Origin of the sequence: Acidovorax sp. CCYZU-2555 (assembly GCF_018413525.1) — a bacterium.
In the GTDB taxonomy this organism is placed as follows: Bacteria; Pseudomonadota; Gammaproteobacteria; order Burkholderiales; family Burkholderiaceae_C; genus Comamonas.
In genome coordinates this window covers 1-15,311 of the sequence record NZ_JAHCDD010000028.1, presented here as the reverse complement: position 1 = coordinate 15,311, position 15,311 = coordinate 1, and the positions used below count along the sequence as shown (strand labels likewise).

At 65.8% G+C, this 15,311-nt stretch carries 15 protein-coding genes and 1 tRNA gene; 7 read left to right on the top strand and 9 right to left on the bottom strand.

Going from position 1 to position 15,311, the window contains the following annotated elements:
- Nucleotides 1–124: 124 nt before the first annotated feature.
- Nucleotides 125–625: an OmpA family protein gene (locus tag KHY18_RS11730; RefSeq protein ID WP_213299715.1), complete on the bottom strand. Its 501-nt coding sequence runs from the start codon at nt 623–625 to the stop codon at nt 125–127.
- 224 nt (nt 626–849) lie between these two features.
- Between KHY18_RS11730 and KHY18_RS11725 the strand changes: the two genes are divergently transcribed.
- Nucleotides 850–1,401: a hypothetical protein gene (locus KHY18_RS11725; protein ID WP_213299712.1), complete on the top strand. Its 552-nt coding sequence runs from the start codon at nt 850–852 to the stop codon at nt 1,399–1,401.
- 9 nt (nt 1,402–1,410) lie between these two features.
- Here KHY18_RS11725 and KHY18_RS11720 read toward each other — a convergent pair whose 3' ends face one another.
- Together KHY18_RS11720 and KHY18_RS11715 are read right to left on the bottom strand one after the other, a co-directional pair.
- On the bottom strand, nt 1,411–2,385 hold the full coding sequence (locus KHY18_RS11720) for an ion transporter (protein ID WP_213299709.1): 975 nt from the start codon (nt 2,383–2,385) through the stop codon (nt 1,411–1,413).
- Nucleotides 2,386–2,490: 105 nt separating this feature from the next.
- Nucleotides 2,491–3,828, bottom strand: a complete 1,338-nt coding sequence (locus KHY18_RS11715) for an aminotransferase-like domain-containing protein (RefSeq protein ID WP_213299706.1) — start codon at nt 3,826–3,828, stop codon at nt 2,491–2,493.
- 89 nt (nt 3,829–3,917) lie between these two features.
- On the opposite strand from KHY18_RS11715, the gene KHY18_RS11710 reads away from it, so the two are divergent.
- Nucleotides 3,918–4,802 (top strand): DMT family transporter, encoded by an 885-nt coding sequence (locus tag KHY18_RS11710; RefSeq protein ID WP_213299703.1) that lies wholly within the window; start codon nt 3,918–3,920, stop codon nt 4,800–4,802.
- Between the two features lie 2 nt (nt 4,803–4,804).
- Here the strand turns inward: KHY18_RS11710 and KHY18_RS11705 are convergent, their stop codons facing one another.
- The gene (locus tag KHY18_RS11705) at nt 4,805–5,050 is read right to left on the bottom strand and encodes a hypothetical protein (protein ID WP_213299700.1); all 246 of its coding nucleotides are present in this window, start codon (nt 5,048–5,050) and stop codon (nt 4,805–4,807) included.
- 161 nt (nt 5,051–5,211) lie between these two features.
- Between KHY18_RS11705 and KHY18_RS11700 the strand changes: the two genes are divergently transcribed.
- From KHY18_RS11700 to KHY18_RS11685, 4 genes are read left to right on the top strand one after another with little or no spacing between them, the layout of a single operon-like run.
- Nucleotides 5,212–5,838 (top strand): TetR/AcrR family transcriptional regulator, encoded by a 627-nt coding sequence (locus KHY18_RS11700; RefSeq protein ID WP_213299697.1) that lies wholly within the window; start codon nt 5,212–5,214, stop codon nt 5,836–5,838.
- Between the two features lie 12 nt (nt 5,839–5,850).
- Complete coding sequence (locus KHY18_RS11695) at nt 5,851–6,528, top strand: type 1 glutamine amidotransferase domain-containing protein (RefSeq protein ID WP_213299693.1); 678 nt, start codon at nt 5,851–5,853, stop codon at nt 6,526–6,528.
- A 30-nt stretch (nt 6,529–6,558) separates the two neighbouring features.
- The gene (locus tag KHY18_RS11690; RefSeq protein WP_213299691.1) at nt 6,559–7,536 is read left to right on the top strand and encodes a zinc-binding dehydrogenase; all 978 of its coding nucleotides are present in this window, start codon (nt 6,559–6,561) and stop codon (nt 7,534–7,536) included.
- Nucleotides 7,537–7,590: 54 nt separating this feature from the next.
- Nucleotides 7,591–7,944: a DUF1304 domain-containing protein gene (locus KHY18_RS11685; protein ID WP_213299688.1), complete on the top strand. Its 354-nt coding sequence runs from the start codon at nt 7,591–7,593 to the stop codon at nt 7,942–7,944.
- Nucleotides 7,945–7,959: 15 nt separating this feature from the next.
- Here the strand turns inward: KHY18_RS11685 and KHY18_RS11680 are convergent, their stop codons facing one another.
- Entirely contained in the window at nt 7,960–9,519 is a 1,560-nt protein-coding gene (locus KHY18_RS11680) for a methyl-accepting chemotaxis protein (protein WP_213299685.1), read from the bottom strand.
- A 194-nt stretch (nt 9,520–9,713) separates the two neighbouring features.
- Between KHY18_RS11680 and KHY18_RS11675 the strand changes: the two genes are divergently transcribed.
- Complete coding sequence (locus tag KHY18_RS11675) at nt 9,714–11,270, top strand: EAL domain-containing protein (protein WP_213299682.1); 1,557 nt, start codon at nt 9,714–9,716, stop codon at nt 11,268–11,270.
- Nucleotides 11,271–11,321: 51 nt separating this feature from the next.
- Here the strand turns inward: KHY18_RS11675 and KHY18_RS11670 are convergent, their stop codons facing one another.
- The 4 genes from KHY18_RS11670 to KHY18_RS11655 all read right to left on the bottom strand — a co-directional run.
- The gene (locus KHY18_RS11670; RefSeq protein ID WP_213299679.1) at nt 11,322–11,645 is read right to left on the bottom strand and encodes a DUF805 domain-containing protein; all 324 of its coding nucleotides are present in this window, start codon (nt 11,643–11,645) and stop codon (nt 11,322–11,324) included.
- Nucleotides 11,646–11,841: 196 nt separating this feature from the next.
- Nucleotides 11,842–12,117 carry a hypothetical protein gene (locus tag KHY18_RS11665; RefSeq protein WP_213299675.1) on the bottom strand — a complete coding sequence of 92 codons (276 nt, stop codon included), beginning with the start codon at nt 12,115–12,117 and terminating at the stop codon, nt 11,842–11,844.
- A gap of 94 nt (nt 12,118–12,211) precedes the next feature.
- Nucleotides 12,212–12,286 (bottom strand) — tRNA-Arg (locus tag KHY18_RS11660).
- A gap of 68 nt (nt 12,287–12,354) precedes the next feature.
- Nucleotides 12,355–15,311, bottom strand: a 2,957-nt coding sequence (locus KHY18_RS11655) for a translocation/assembly module TamB domain-containing protein (protein WP_213299672.1), incomplete at its 5' end; no start/stop codon positions are given.

The following is a 15,311-nucleotide window of genomic DNA, read 5'->3' as shown; positions in this document are numbered from 1 at the left end:
GGCTTGTATGGGTAACCGCAAGCCGAGCGCAGTTCCATCATCGGCATTGCCAGGCCAAGTGGCAGGCGCAAAAAAAACCGGCAGGCCTTGCGGGCTGCCGGTGTGTGCGTCGATGGCGCGCTGATCAGTCGATCAAGATCACTTCGACGCGGCGCGCTTCGGCATTGCTGCCACCGGCCAGGGTCTGCTCGGGCTTGCTCAACTCGACCATGTTCTGGTCCACGCCCAGCGTCAGCAGTGTGGCCTGCACAGCCAGGGCGCGCTGCTTGGCCAGCTCGGCGTTCACGGCGGCATCGCCGGTCGCATCATGGAAGCCTGAAATGCGCGCGCGCTTGCCGTTTGCCACGCCACGCACCACATCAGCCAGCGCCACATTGCCACCGATGGCGACATCGGCCTTGCCCGTTGCGAAGTAGAACTTGACCACGCCGTTTTCGACGCGCACCAGCGCTTCTTCGACGATCAGCACGGCAGGAACGACAGCGCCGGTCGCGGCGGTGGGCGCCTTGAGAACGCGCTGGTACACCACGGTGCCGACCACGGTCGAAACGATCAGGGCGATCAGGGCAAATACAAGGCCGAGCGCAAAGCGCTGCTGGCTGTCATCGTCGGAATTGCTGGACATGTCAAAACTCCCTCTGCATTGATGAAATTGTGGCACGCGCGGATACGCACGGTGAGGCGATTGTAGTGGGCCGCCCTTGGCCCTTGTCAACGGGCGCGGGCCTGCGATGCGGCCTTGCTCGCCGACTGCCGGCTTGGCGTCAAGCGCCGGGCCTACAGCCCTGGTCATCCCGCCGGATTCACCATGAATGGACTCTTTGACTTCCGTCGTGAAAAGGAAACAACATGGCCCACTCCTCCTACGATGCAACGCAACTCAAGGACCTGTTGCTGCAGATGCTCGAAACCGAGATCGTCGGCGAACAGGTCTATCAAAAAGCGCTGGGCGTGGTGCGCAATCCCGACCTGAAGAAGGAATGGCAGGAATACCTTGCGCAGACCCAGAGCCACCGCAACGTGCTGCAGACCCTGTGCGAGGATCTGGGCATAGAACCCGACGCGCGCACCGCGGCGCGGGAGGTGGTCAAGCACATCGGCAATGCGCTGGTCCAGTCGATAGAGCTGGCGCGCACCAACGGCACGCCGCAGGCCGCCGAGCTGATCGCCTGCGAATGCGTGGTGCATGCCGAAACCAAGGACCACGCGAACTGGGAGCTGCTGGGCAAGGTGGCCGCGGTCGCCAGCGGCGAGCAGGCGCGGCTGCTCCAGCAGGCGCACGCGCGCGTGGAGCGCGACGAGGACTACCACCTGTTCCACAGCAAGGGCTGGTGTCGCGAACTCGCGCTGCAGGGCCTGGGCCTGCAAGCGGTGCTGCCGCCGCCCGAAGAGGTGCGCTGAGCGCGCCGGCTAGTCGACTTCGGCGGTCGGCGCGTGCTGGCTGGCCGCCGGCGAGTCTGTCGGCGCCGGCCGCGCAGGCGCCATCGCGGGCTGCAGCCGCGTGCCGCAGCGGCGGCAAAAGCGCGCGTCTTCCTCATGGCGGTTTTCACCGCAGGCCTGGCACTCGACGCCTTTCATGCGCGCCCGGGTGCCGGTGTCGCGCGCGCCGCGCGAAATTTCCGCGCCGACAATGCCCGTGGGCACGGCCAGGATGCCCCAGCCCAGCAACATCATCACCGAAGCGAAGAAGCGTCCCAGTGACGTGGCAGGCGTGACGTCGCCATAGCCCACGGTGGTGACGGTGGAGATCGCCCAATAGATGCCCATGGGCACGCTGGTGAAGCCATGCTCGGGGCCTTCGATCACGAACATCAAGGTGCCCGTGATGAACACCAGCACCGCGACGACGCTCAGGAACACGAAGATCTTGCGCGCACTGGCCTGCAGCGCCCGGCCCAGCATCAGGTATTCGTCGAGAAAGCCGCGCAGCACGGGAAAGATGTGGAACGTGCGCACCAGCCGCAGCGCGCGCACCACGGCGAGGAATTGCGCATCGGGAAAGAAGATCGCGAGATAGGCCGGAATGATGGCCAGCAGATCGACGATGCCGTAGAAGCTCAGCGCATAGCGCCAGGGCTTGCGCACCGAGATCAGCCGCAGCCCGTACTCCACGGTGAACGCCAGCGTGAACAGCCATTCAAGCGCGCGCAGCGCGGTCTCGCGCCAGCCCTTGGAGATCTCGGGAATGCTGTGCGCGATCACCACGCCCAGGCTCAGCACGATGGCCAGCGTCAGATAGCGCTCGAACGACTTTCCCATCTGCGTGTTCGTCTCGAACACCGTGTGATAAATGCTTTCGCGCCAGCGCGCCACGGGCACGCCCAGGCGTTCGGCCGACGGGTAGTTGTCGCGGAAAAAGTTCGGAAGAGAAGCAAACAGGCGCATGGATGAGCAAGGAAAAAGACGGCAGGGCGCTGCAAGCGACAACATGCATTGTGCTGTCTGTACCTTGCGGCGCGCGCGCCGCGCCCGCAATGGCCCTGTGTGCGCTCAGCAGTCGGTATGCAGCTCGATCGCCTGGCGCACCTTGGTCAGCGCCTGGCGCAGCGCATCGGGCGCGACCGAGCCCAGCGCTAGCCGTATCGCATGCGGCACATGGGCCGAAGTCGCGAACGGCTCGGCCGTGGAGACCGAGACCTGTTCGCGCTCCAGCGCCATCGCCACGCGGTCGGCGCGCAATTCGTCGGCCAGCGGCAGCCAGACGAAATACGACCCGGGGTCTCCCACGCGCGCCAGCGGCCCCAGCACTTCGGCCGCGAGCCGCTGGCGCGCGCGAGCATCCTGGCGCTTCTCGCCTTCCAGGCGCGCGACCGTGCCGTCGTCTATCCAGTTGCTGACCAGGGCGGTCATCACGCCGGGCGTGTTCCAGATGGTGGCGCGTATCACGCGTTCCATCTTGACGACCCAGGGCTGGGGCGCGGCGATGCAACCCACGCGCAGGCCCGCGGCCACGTTCTTCGAGAAGCCCGAGATGTAGACGGTGCACTCGGGCGCGAGCATGGCCAGCGGCGGCGGCGGGTTCTCGGCGAGAAAGGCGTAGGCGCCGTCTTCGATGATGAGCACGCCGTGCTGGCGCGCGATCGCCACGAGGGCCTGGCGGCGCGGCAGATCCATCACCCAGCCCAGCGGATTGTTGATCGTGGGCATGGCGTAGATGGCGCGCACATTGCGCTGCCGGCAGAGCTTTTCGAAGGCGTCGAGATCGGTGCCCGCGCCCGCGGCGGGAATCGGCGCAAGTTCCAGATGCAGCGTCTGCGCGACCAGCCGGAAGCCCGGATAGGTCAGCGCGTCGACGGCCACCACATCGCCGGGCTGCAGCAGCGCCATCAGCGTGGTCGCCAGGCCGTGCTGGGCGCCGTCGACCAGCAGCACCTGTTCGGCGGCCACGCTCAGGCCGCGGCGCAGTAAATGCTGCGCGACCATGGCGCGGTCGTGCATGCGGCCCGCATGCGGCTGGTAGCGCAGCAGGGCTTCGAGATCGCCTGACGTTGCGAGCTGGCGCAGCGCGCCGCGCAGCAATTCGGTCTGGCTGGGCAGGGAAGGGTAGTTGAAGCTCAGGTCGACCATGTCGGCCGCCGCGCTGTGCAGGTCTATGCCCTGGCCGGCGTACAGCGCGGCCTCCTTGACGAAGGTGCCCCGGCCCTGCTCGCCGCTGACCAGGCCCATGGCCTCGAGCTCTGCATAGACGCGCGTGGCCGTCACCAGCGCCAGGCCTTCGCGCGCCGCGAGCTGGCGGTGCGGCGGCAGCCGCGTTCCCGGAGGCAGGCGCCCCGAGCGGATGTCGTCGGCGAGACGGTCAACAAGAGGCTTGTAGCGGGCTTGGGGCATAGAGCACTGTATCCATGACAATTATTTGATTGTATTGATGCAGCTGCCTACGATCAACGCTCTCGCAACGCCTTACAAGAAAGCACACCATGGGCAAAACACACAGCGGCTGGGGCAATGGCTTCATCGGCATGCTGATCTTCAGCGGCTCGCTGCCCGCCACACGCCTGGCCGTCATGGAATTCGAACCGCTGTTCCTTACGGGCGCGCGCGCCAGCATCGCGGGCCTGCTGGCGCTGGCCGCGCTGGCGCTGTTTCGCCAGCGGCGCCCGAACGCGGCGCAGTGGCGCTCGTTGGTGCTGGTCGCGCTGGGCGTGGTGCTGGGCTTTCCGCTGCTCACGGCGCTGGCGCTGCAGCAGGTGACATCGGCGCACTCGATGGTGTTCATGGGCCTGCTGCCGCTGTCGACCGCGATCTTCGGCGTGCTGCGCGGCGGCGAGCGCCCGCAGCCCTCGTTCTGGTTCTTCTCGCTGCTGGGCAGCGCGCTGGTGATCGCCTTCGCGCTGTCGCAAGGCCTGGGTGCATCGTGGCGCGGCGATCTGCTGATGCTGGTGGCGATCGCGGTCTGCGGCCTGGGCTACGCCGAAGGCGCGAAGCTGTCGCGCGCCCTGGGCGGCTGGCAGGTGATTTCCTGGGCGCTGGTGCTGTCGCTGCCCGCCATGCTGCTGCTCGCCGGCCTGCGCTGGCCCGCGCAGCTCACCGAAGTCGGCGCCGGCGCCTGGCTGGGCCTGGCCTATGTCTCGGTGTTCAGCATGTTGATCGGCTTTGTGTTTTGGTACCGCGGGCTGGCGCAGGGCGGCATTGCCGCGGTCGGCCAGTTGCAGTTGCTGCAGCCGTTCTTCGGCCTGACGCTGGCCGCGGGCCTGCTGCATGAAGCCGTGAGCCTGGGCATGGTCGGCGTGACGCTGGCGGTCATTCTGTGCGTCGTCGGCGCCAGGCATTTCGCGCCGGCCATGCCGGCGGTCGCGCGCTGACTTCAGGTGATCTTGAACACCCAGCGCACGGGCTTGCCGCCCGATTTGCCTTCGTAGACGGCCCACTGCTTGATGCCCTTGACCAGCACTTTCTGGCTCACATCGCGCACCGACTTCTTGGCCTTGAGCTGGGCCGTGAGCCAGTCCTGGATATGCGCGAAGTGCTCGCCTTCCTGGCCCGTGGGGACCAGCAGCTCCTGGCCCGCGACTTTGCCAGCGGAGGTGACGGTGATTTCGGTGGCGGGCATGTGGAAACCATGAAGCAGTAATGGGGAGGGCGATTGTGCCCTTGGCGCGCCTTTTTCGCCTGCGGTGGGGTCATGCGGGCGCGCTCTACCCTGCGGCCCTGCTGTCGCCGGTGTGATACCTGGTAACTAGACGACTGGTCTATTCTGTGTAGAATGAAGCCATGAAATTGACCAAGAAAGCCGAAGCCACGCGCCAGCAGTTGCTCGATTCCGGCCATGCGCTGGTGTTGCGCAAGGGGTTTGTGGGCGTGGGGCTGCAGGAGCTGCTCACGGCCTGCAACGTGCCCAAGGGCTCGTTCTATCATTACTTCGCGTCGAAGGAAGCGTTTGGCTGCGCGCTGCTGGAGCAGTACGTTGCCGACTACGGCCAACGCCTGCAGGCCTTGCTGGCGGAGAAAAGCAACGGCCGTGAGCGCGTGATGAGCTACTGGCAGGCCTGGCTGGGCACGGCCGACAGCCGGGGCTGGGCCGAAGACTGCCTGGTCGTGAAGCTGGCGGCCGAAGTCGCCGACCTGTCCGAAGACATGCGCCGCATCCTCAACGACGGCGTGGCTGCGCTCGTGGCGCGCATCGGCGCCGCGGTGCGCGAAGGCCGCGAAGACGGCTCCTTGCCGCCCGGTGCCGATCCGCATGCGCTGGCCCAGGTGCTCTACCAGATGTGGCTGGGTGCAGCGCTGCTGACGAAACTCGGGCGTGACAAGGCGCCACTGCACCAGGCCCTCGCGGCCACCCAGCATCTGCTGGCCTGTAACCACTCCGCGTCCGCCGCGGCGTCTCCCTCTCCCTGAAAGGACTTGAAAATGAACATTCTTCTGGTACTGACTTCGCACGACCAACTCGGTGACACCGGCAAGAAAACCGGCTTCTGGCTCGAGGAGTTCGCCGCGCCGTATTACGTGTTCAAGGACGCGGGCGCGAACATCACGCTGGCGTCGCCCAAGGGCGGCCAGCCGCCGCTCGATCCGAAAAGCGATGAGCCCGATGCCCAGACCGCCGAGACCGAACGCTTTCGCCAGGACCCGGCGGCGCAGCAACTGCTGGCCAACACGGTGCCGCTGGCCCAGGTGAATGCCGCCGATTTCGACGCGGTGTTCTATCCCGGCGGCCACGGCCCGCTGTGGGATCTGGCGAACGACGCCCAGTCGATCGCCTTGCTCGAATCGTTTGCGCGCGCTGACAAGCCCGCGGCCCTGGTGTGCCATGCGCCCGGCGCCTTGATCAAGGTGCGCGGCGCCGACGGCAAGCCCTGGATCGCCGGGCGCCGCGTCACGGGCTTTTCCAACAGCGAGGAAGAAGCCGTGGGCCTGACCAAGGTGGTGCCGTTCCTGATCGAAGATGAATTCCAGCGCCTGGGCGGCCATTACGAAAAAGGCCCCGACTGGCAGTCGTTTGTCGTCACCGACGGCCGTCTGGTCACCGGCCAGAACCCCGGCAGTTCCGCCGCATGCGCCAAGGCGCTGCTGCAACAGCTGGCCTGAGCCGTCCCATTGAATACACAAGGAGCCTCCATGCGCAGTGCCATCCACACCACGTTCGGCGAACCCGCCGACGTTCTCGCCCTTGGCGAAAGCCCCGTGCCCCAGCCCGGCCCGGGTGAAGTCCGCATCAAGACCCTGCTGTCGCCCATCCACAACCACGACCTGTGGACCGTGCGCGGCCAGTACGGCTACAAGCCCACGCTGCCCGCGATAGGCGGCAGCGAAGCAGTGGGCACGGTCGACGCGCTGGGCGAAGGCGTGCAGGGCGTGGCGCTGGGCCAGCGCATCACTGTGGCCGGCGTGCACGGCAGCTGGGCCGAATACTTCATCGCGCCCGCGCCGCTGCTGGTGCCGCTGCCCGCGGCGATCGCCGACGAAGCCGCGGCGCAGCTGATCGCCATGCCGCTGAGCGCGCTGATGCTGCTCGAATTCCTGGGCGTGCAAAGCGGCGACTGGATCGTGCAGAACACCGCCAACGGCGCCGTCGGCAAGACGCTGGCGATGCTTGCCGCGGCGCGCGGCGTGCACACCATCAACCTGGTGCGCCGCGACGCCGGCGTCGACGAACTCGCCGCGCTGGGCATTGCCAACGTGGTGTCCACCGCCCAGCCCGGCTGGAAAGACAAGGTGCGCGCCATCGCGGGCGACGCACCGCTGCGCGCCGCGGTCGATTCGATAGGGGGCAAGGCCAGCGGCGAACTGCTGGCGCTGCTGGGCGAAGGCGGCCTGCTGGTGTCGTTCGGCACCATGGCCGGCGAGCCCATGCAGATCGCTTCGGGCGACCTGATCTTCAAGCAGGCCACGGTCAAGGGCTTCTGGGGCAGCAAGGTCAGCGCGGCGCTTTCCGTCGACGACAAGCGTCGCCTGATCGGCGAACTGCTGGGCCTGGCCGCGAGCGGCACGCTGAAACTTCCGGTCGAAGCCGTTTACGATCTGGCCGATGTGTCCCAGGCCGCGGCTGCCAGCCTGCAGCCCGGGCGCAAAGGCAAGGTGCTGCTGCGCCCCTGAAACCTGCGACGCGCGCCGCGCCGTTGATTCCTGTTTGAAACCGCAAGGAGTTCCATGATCGCCAGCATTCTCATAGGCCTTGTCGTGGCCATCCACTGCTACATCGTCGTGCTGGAAATGTTCCTCTGGGAAAAACCGGCGGGCCGGCGCGCCTTCGGCCTGACGCCGGAGTTCGCGGCCCAGACCCGCACGCTGGCCGCGAACCAGGGCCTGTACAACGGCTTCCTGGCCGCAGGCCTGTTCTACGGCCTGGCGCGCGGCGCACAAGGGCTGGAATTCCAGCTGTTTTTCCTGGCCTGCGTGCTGATCGCCGGCCTCTACGGCGGCTTCACGGCCAGCCGCAAGATCCTGCTGATACAGGCGCTGCCCGCGGGGCTGGCGTTGCTGGCGCTGGGGGTAGGGGTCTGACGCGGGCGTATCCGCTCAGCCCCGCGACAACCGGAACACGCCCACCAGTTCCACCAGTTTCGCGGCCTGCGTATTGAGGCTGTTGGCGGCGGCGGCCGATTCTTCCACCAGCGCCGCGTTTTGCTGGGTGACCTGATCGAGCTGGTTCACCGCATCGCTGACCTGCGATATCCCCTGGACCTGCTCCTGCGCGGCCGAGCCGATTTCCTCGATCAGCACCGCCACCTGGCGCACCTGGTCGACGATCTGTTCCATGGTCGTGCCGGCTTCGCTGACCAGTTGCGCGCCCGCGCCGACTTCGCCCACGCTGGCCGCTATCAGTTGCTTGATTTCCTTGGCGGCCTCGGCGCTGCGCTGCGCCAGCGCGCGCACTTCGCTGGCCACGACGGCAAAGCCGCGTCCTTGTTCGCCCGCGCGGGCCGCCTCGACCGCCGCATTCAAGGCCAGGATATTGGTCTGGAAAGCGATGGAGTCGATCACGCCGACGATGTCACCCACCTTGCGCGAACTCACCGTGATGGCTTCCATGGTGCTGACGACACTGCCCATCACCGCGCCGCCGCGTGTGGCGGTATCGCGCGCGGAAATGGCGAGCGTGGACGCTGTCTGCACCGAGGCCAGGTTCTGCTTCACGGTGGCATTCATCTGCTCCATCGATGCTGCCGTTTCCGCGAGATTCGAGGCCTGTTCTTCCGTGCGCTGGCTCAGGTCTGAATTGCCCATCGCAATCTGGCTGGAGCCGGTGGCAATGGATTCGCTGGAGTGGCGCACCTGCTGCACCAGTTGGGCGAGGTTCGCGCGCATGGTCTCCATGTTCGCCAGCACGCTGGTGCGGTCCGCGGCGTTGAGCGCCACATGGATGGCCAGATTGCCTTTGGCGACTTCCTGCGCTATTTCCGCGGCATAGGCGGGTTCACCACCCAGCTGGCGCATGATGGCGCGCACCAGCCAGAATCCCAGGATGCTGCTGATCGCGGCACAGGCCACGATCAATGACGTCAGCAGCCAGAAAGTGTTCTCGACTTCGCGCGCCGCATTTTCGGTATCCAGTCGCGCCAATTCCTCCTGGCGTTTGCTTGCGTCCAGCAATATCGTGCGCACGGCGACGTGCAGCTGGGCCGGCGCCTGGTGCAGCGCTTCCATCGCGCCAGGGTCGGCGCGGTCGGCCATCTCCTGCACCTTGCCCAGCGCCTGCTTGTAGTTGGCCCAGGTTTCCTGCAGTTTCGCGCCCAGCGCTTTCAGGCCGGCGTCCGTCGACTGCGTCTGCAGCAACTGCATGGCGGCGAGTACCGATTTTTCCGATTCCTCATTGAGCCGCAGTTCCGCGTCGCGCGCCTGGCGGTCCTCTTTCCAGATGTATACATACATGCGGCGGAAATGGGTCGCTCCTTGGCGCGCCGCATCCACCACGACACGTACCGGAACAACGGTATCGGTGAACATTGCGCGTTGCTGGTGGCTTATGCTCCACAACTGCTGCATTGCCAGCGTGCCCACCAATACCAGCGTGGCGATGAAGAAGATGATCAGCGCGCTCAGTTTGCTTTTGAGCGTGATTTTTGATGAGAAAGACATTTGGGTAGTGAGCGGGCCGACGGGCCCGCATTTGTTGACACCCCAGTAGAGCACCGCTTGCACCACCGCCATTTGCCAATAAACAGGGCGAATCCGGTTTTTGCCTCACGAACCTGACAAAAATCGCAAACACCACCTGAATCTCACGCACTTTGTGCCGATGATGTCTGGAGAAGGTCCCGTAGAAATCGCCCATGCCGCTATCCATTTTCGGAAAAGTTCTCGGTTCCTCGGGACGCCACACCCAGGTCATCCTCATCGCTTCCATGGTCGTGACGCTGGCGACCACGCTGGTAGTCGCGCAAAAACTCATAGACCGCGGAAAAATCGCCACGCTTCATGAGCACGCGACGCGCATTCTGGTGCGGGCCGTCGATATCGCGGACCAGACCGATCTCATTTTGCAAAAGGCGCGCAGCCTCGATACCGTTCCCTGCAGCGCCGAGGACCTCGATCAGCTGCGGCTGCTGAGTTTTCATTCGCCCTTTGTGCGCGATGTCGCCAGGCTCGAAAAAGGCGCAATTGCCTGCAGCGCCGCATGGGGCAGTCTGGCCACGCCCTTTGCGCTGCCCGCGCCGCACCACGCGATTGCGCCATTTCGCTTCTGGCGCGACATCACTTCCACACCGATAGGCGAGGTGCGCTCGGATATGACGGCCCATGGCGCAATGGCCGTGGTGACTGCGCCGGGCGCTTTCGATGGCGTGGGTTTTGCCGACCCGTCGATCAAGACCTTGGTGCTCTCGCGCGACGGCTCCTACGTATTCAGGAGTTTCGGGGACGGCACCCGATTGCTGAAAGCCTTTCGCGAACGCGCATTGGGCGAGCTGAATAAATACGCCATTGCGCATTGCCACGCGGTCCGATCCATTTGCGTGGTGCAATCGAGCCCGCATTCTCCGCTGTGGGTCGAGTCGTGGGGGCTGTTGGCAGCGCTGGTATTTCTGGGCATTTTCGCCGGCGCCGGCATAGGGCTTACGGTCAGCGGCTATTTCGCCAAACGCAACGCCATGGCGGCCCAGCTCAAAAGAGCGATCGACAGGGACGCCATTCGCGTCATGTACCAGCCCATACGCACGCTGCAAGACCGGCGCCTGGTCGGCGTCGAGGCCCTGGCACGCTGGTCGGATGCGAGCGGAAAGAATATTCCCCCGGACCAGTTCATTCCGCTGGCGGAACAGATGGGCTGGCTCGATGCGCTGACCGGTTCAGTGCTCAGAAGCACCTTCCGCGACCTCGGCGACCGACTGCGTTCCGACCCGCCTTTCTACGTCAGCGTGAACGTGGCCTCGGAGGAAATCACCAACCGGCATTTCAGAAATTATCTGGAAACACTGTGCCGCGAACACCGCATTCCCGCGAGCCGGGTCGCGCTCGAAGTCACGGAACGCTCGACCGCTGATTATGTGGATCTGGCCATGGCATTCCAGGCGCTGCGCGACGCCGGCCATATGGTGATGATCGATGACTTCGGCACGGGCTATTCGAACTTCGCTTATCTCGCCGCGCTGCCCCTGGATGCGATCAAGATGGACCGCGCCTTCACGAATGCGATAGGCACGGAGTCGCTGGCGAGTGAAGTCATTCCAGGAATCATGTCGATTGCCAGCGCACTGAAAGTGATGCTGATCGTCGAAGGAATAGAAACCGAAGCCCAGGAGCATTTTCTGAAAGAACTGCATCCGCAGGCGAAAGGGCAGGGCTGGTTTTATGGCCGGCCGGCGCTGGCGGCGGATCTGCCTGCCTCCTGAGGTTTCGATGCGGCGATGCGCGGACCGCGATGGGTCCGCCGCATGCAATGCTCAGGCTTGAGCGTAGGCGTTTTCGCTTGTGCTGTCCTGGGCGAGAAACACGATCAGCACAATCCATCCGATGAGTGGCACCAGGCAGATCAGCTGCCACCAGCCACTGCGATTGGTGTCATGCAGTCTGCGCGTCGCCGCAGCGATGGAGGGCAGCAAGGTCGCCAAGCCAAAGATGGCGCCGAGAACGTCGCTGATCATCGAGATGCCCAGGCTGGCAAGAATGATGAACAGTACGAACCACCAGTATTCAGAGCGGGTGGCGCGCCCGCTGAAATCCGCATACTTGGAAAAGCACACCCGAATGGATTCCTGAAACGTCATTTTCCCTACCCCTTGTTGATCAACGAAAAGTAATCGTCTGGAAAACCATCGTAACGTAACTTTGTGTCAGAGGTGCGGTACGAATGTGGGAGGTACTGAGCGCAGCCGTCGGCGGACTATTTTTCCCGAGATATGCGTCAGCCGGGCCGCTGGCTGCCGGGTTCAAAAGAGATCGCCTGAATGCAACCGCGGCACGCTACTTGCAGCGAAATCGCACTTCAGCAGAGGCAAAGCTCACCCAGCCGGCTTCGGCGCCGGCAATTTGAACGCCGGTCAATTCCTTGCCTTGCTTGGCGCAGTGTTGGCCCGCTTCCTTCAGCAGCGCCGCTCTGACATCCGCGGATGCACCCCAGCCCGTCAAGTCGGTGCCGTGGAGCATGTATTGGCCATCGCCCAAAGGCGCGACTCCCGTGGAGCTGGTGGCACAACCACCCAGAAACACGAGGGCCATGGCCGCTGTCAATTTCTTCATCGCTCGCTCCTGGAAATCCATTGTCTTGCGCGCCCGCAGTGCGCAGGGGCAAAGAAAAAGGCCGGAAGCTTGTGAACGCTTGCGGCCTTGAATATGGTCCCCTCAGCAGGAATCGAACCTGCATCTAGCGCTTAGGAGGCACTCGTTCTATCCATTGAACTATGAGGAGACGCGGCGTTATTGTAAGCGTGTGCAGCGCCCCGAAACCGGCACAAGCCGGCAACAGGGCGCAGCGCTTCAATCCTTGCGCACCGTGTAGATCAAGTCGACAGCGCTTTTCTCGCCGGTCTGGCCGCGCAGCGTGAGGCGGCGCGAGAGGTCGTAGAACACGTAGAGCGTGCCCATCGCGCCCGACAGGCTTTGCTCGTAAGTGATGTACAGGTTGGTCGACAGGCGCTTGCCCAGCGTCAGCGCCGCACCGTCCGACGAGTCGCCGCTGCCCGGGCCCTTGAAGCCGATTTCGTCCAGGCCCACGCGGCCCGCGAAGTTCTCGCCCGAGCCGCCGCCGCTGAGCAGCGCAAGCGCCGCCTGTTGCAGCAGCGCGGCTTCGGCGCCGCCTTCGGAGGGGTCGCGGCCCATCACCACCCAGGACAGCTTTTCGGCATCGGGCATTTCCGGGTCGGAGTACAGGCGCACGCGCGGGTCGGTGGCCGAGCCCGTGACCTGCACGCCGGCGCGCACGGTGATGTTCGGGCGTATCGCCAGGATGTCCAGCGACGGGTTGTCGTAGCTGCCGTTGAAGCGCACGATGCCGGTTTCCACATCGAGCGACTGTCCCCAGGCGCGGTAGCGGCCCTGTTCGGTGCGCACTTCGCCGGTGATGCGCGGCGGCCCGCCGGCTTGCACCGGGCCCAGCACATCGAGCTGGCCGATCAGGCGCGTGGTGATGCCGAAGCCTTGCAGCGCGAAGTCATTGCCCAGGTCCAGCGTCACGGCGATATCGGGTGGTTTCGCGGTTTCGGCCTTGGCGCTGGTCTGGCGCGCCTGGGCTTCATGCTGGGCCTTGCGCGACGCCGCGGAACGCACGACCACGTCGGAGTCGAGCGACGGCGCCGAGTCTTCGGGCAGCAGGATGGCGGCGCGGTCGGCCGTGAGCTTGCCGCGCAGCGTCCACAGGCCCTGGTCGAGCTGGGCCTGCAGGTTGCCAGAGACGCTCAGCTGGCGGTCGGCGCGCACCAGCACCTGCAGCTTGCGCGCTTCGGCATTGAACTGCATGCGCAGGCCCGAACCGTCGCCTTCGCCCTGTTTGTCCCAGCGTATGCTGCCCTGGCCGACGATCTCGCCGCCGCTGGCCGGCGCCGCCGTCAGGTTGCCGCTGTAGCCCAGAATGCGCGCGCTGCTGCCTTGACCGCCTTCGAAGCGCAACTGGGTGATGTTGAGCTGGTTGCCCGCGAAGCTGCCGTTGAGGCTGCCGTTCTTCAGGTCGACGCCGTCGAGCAGCGAAGCGATGCCCAATCGGCTGGCCTGCAGCGTGCCCTGCCAGCGCGGATCGAGCCGGCTGCCCGAAAGCGTGGCGTCGGCGCTGAACGTTCCCGAAGCGCGCCAGCCCGGTGGTGCGAACAGCGACCAGATACCGACATCGGGCATCTGCGCCGAGACCTTGCCCGACAGCGGTGCGTCTTCGGGCCAGGCCCAGCCGTCTTCGCTGCGTGCCAGGCGCGTGCCGAGTTGGGCCTTGACGTTGCCCGCGCGTTCGCTGGCCCAGTCGAGCTGCGCGACGACGTCATCGCCCTGCGCCTTGACGTTCAATCGCGCCTGCTGGATGCGCGCCCGCATGCGCGCGCCCTGCACGGTCACGGCGCGCGCCGTGGATTTGGTGTCGCCGCTGTTGCTGCTGGCCGAAGGGCCGCTGCTGCGCACGATGGTCGAGGTGTTGCCTTCATCGATCGCAATGCGGATATCGCCGGCGGCGCGTTCCAGCGTTGCGCTGGCCTGCAGCTGCGGACCTGTGGTGTCTATGTTCCAGTCGCCATTGAGCTTCAGATCGCCGCTGATGCCGGCGCGCGTGAGCGGGCCTTCCTGGCCCTGCACGCCCAGCGCGTCGATCCAGGCCATGGGCACGCCCAGCAGCTTGCCCTGGGTCTTGATCGCCCAGCTGCCCTTGGGTTGGGAGCGGGCGGTGATTTCCTGCCATTCGATGCGCGACTGGCCTTCGAACAGCGACGGCGGGGTCACGATCAGCGCGCTCGCGCCGGCATCGAACTGGGTGCTGCGCACGGTCTGGCCGGGGCTGGTCTGGCGCAGCGTCAGCGGCGATTGCAGCTGCACGGCCCAGGTTCCGGGAAACTCCTTGCCGAGTTCAGCGCTGGCTTGCAGGCGTTCTATGCGTGCCTGCCAGTCGTTGGCGGCGCCGCTGCGCAGGCTTGAAAGCCCGCCGGCCAGCGCGGTGTTCAACTGCAGCTTGCGTTCGCCCATCTGGGCCTTGCCCTGCAGATCGAGCTGTGCCTGCTCGGGCGTGCCCTTGAGGGTGAGCTTGAGTCCCTGCACGGCCAGTGGGTCGGCCCCGGCGCTGAGATAGCGCAGGCTGGGAACGTCGAGGTTGGCCTGCAATTGCAAGCCCGTGGGGGTGGTCGGCAGCTGGCCCGCGCTCGCCTGCAGGCGCTGCAGCAGCTTGCCCCAGCCGCCTTGCCATTGCAGCGCGAGCTGGCCCTGGCCTTCGAGGTTGGCGCCGGCCAGAGGATCGCCCACGCCGGGCAGGCCGCGCACCCATTGCAGCAGCGCGGGTGCCGAAGCGATGGCCAGATCGGCCTGGCCCTTGCCGGTTTCGCGGCCCAGCTGGCCGTCGATGTCGAGCTTGGCGCCCGGCACTTCGGCCTGGGCGCGGGCCGTGACCTGCATGGTCTGGGTCTCGACTTCGACGCGGCTGCTGCGCACGCGCGCCTGCAGCGCATCGAGGCGCAGATCGGTCAGGCGCAGCCACGGGGCCTGCCATTCGCCTTGCACATTGAGTCGTTCGAGCGCCAGCGGCGCACGCTTGCCCGCGGTGCGGCGCGCGCGCTGGCTGTCGGCCTGCAGCGCGGCGGTGAAGGCCACGCTCTGGTCTTCGCGTGTCGTCGCTTCGACGCGGCCCTGCAGCGGCGCGGCGTCCAGCGTGCTGTAGAGGTCGGCGGGGTTCAGGCGCGCGACGTCCGCGCGGCCTTCGACGGTCTGGGTTGCGGTCGCGTAGCGGCCTTGCAGCGCGACATGGCCCTGGC

What these genes read in the sequence shown, in the direction of transcription:
- KHY18_RS11710 (WP_213299703.1), top strand. Translation starts at nt 3,918, where the DNA reads ATGGGCAAAACACACAGCGGCTGGGGCAATGGCTTCATCGGCATGCTG.
- KHY18_RS11700 (WP_213299697.1), top strand. Translation starts at nt 5,212, where the DNA reads ATGAAATTGACCAAGAAAGCCGAAGCCACGCGCCAGCAGTTGCTCGAT.
- KHY18_RS11665 (WP_213299675.1), bottom strand. Translation starts at nt 12,117, where the DNA reads ATGAAGAAATTGACAGCGGCCATGGCCCTCGTGTTTCTGGGTGGTTGT.
- KHY18_RS11725 (WP_213299712.1), top strand. Translation starts at nt 850, where the DNA reads ATGGCCCACTCCTCCTACGATGCAACGCAACTCAAGGACCTGTTGCTG.
- KHY18_RS11670 (WP_213299679.1), bottom strand. Translation starts at nt 11,645, where the DNA reads ATGACGTTTCAGGAATCCATTCGGGTGTGCTTTTCCAAGTATGCGGAT.
- KHY18_RS11685 (WP_213299688.1), top strand. Translation starts at nt 7,591, where the DNA reads ATGATCGCCAGCATTCTCATAGGCCTTGTCGTGGCCATCCACTGCTAC.
- KHY18_RS11695 (WP_213299693.1), top strand. Translation starts at nt 5,851, where the DNA reads ATGAACATTCTTCTGGTACTGACTTCGCACGACCAACTCGGTGACACC.
- KHY18_RS11705 (WP_213299700.1), bottom strand. Translation starts at nt 5,050, where the DNA reads ATGCCCGCCACCGAAATCACCGTCACCTCCGCTGGCAAAGTCGCGGGC.
- KHY18_RS11675 (WP_213299682.1), top strand. Translation starts at nt 9,714, where the DNA reads ATGCCGCTATCCATTTTCGGAAAAGTTCTCGGTTCCTCGGGACGCCAC.
- KHY18_RS11715 (WP_213299706.1), bottom strand. Translation starts at nt 3,828, where the DNA reads ATGCCCCAAGCCCGCTACAAGCCTCTTGTTGACCGTCTCGCCGACGAC.
- KHY18_RS11730 (WP_213299715.1), bottom strand. Translation starts at nt 625, where the DNA reads ATGTCCAGCAATTCCGACGATGACAGCCAGCAGCGCTTTGCGCTCGGC.
- KHY18_RS11720 (WP_213299709.1), bottom strand. Translation starts at nt 2,385, where the DNA reads ATGCGCCTGTTTGCTTCTCTTCCGAACTTTTTCCGCGACAACTACCCG.
- KHY18_RS11680 (WP_213299685.1), bottom strand. Translation starts at nt 9,519, where the DNA reads ATGTCTTTCTCATCAAAAATCACGCTCAAAAGCAAACTGAGCGCGCTG.
- KHY18_RS11690 (WP_213299691.1), top strand. Translation starts at nt 6,559, where the DNA reads ATGCGCAGTGCCATCCACACCACGTTCGGCGAACCCGCCGACGTTCTC.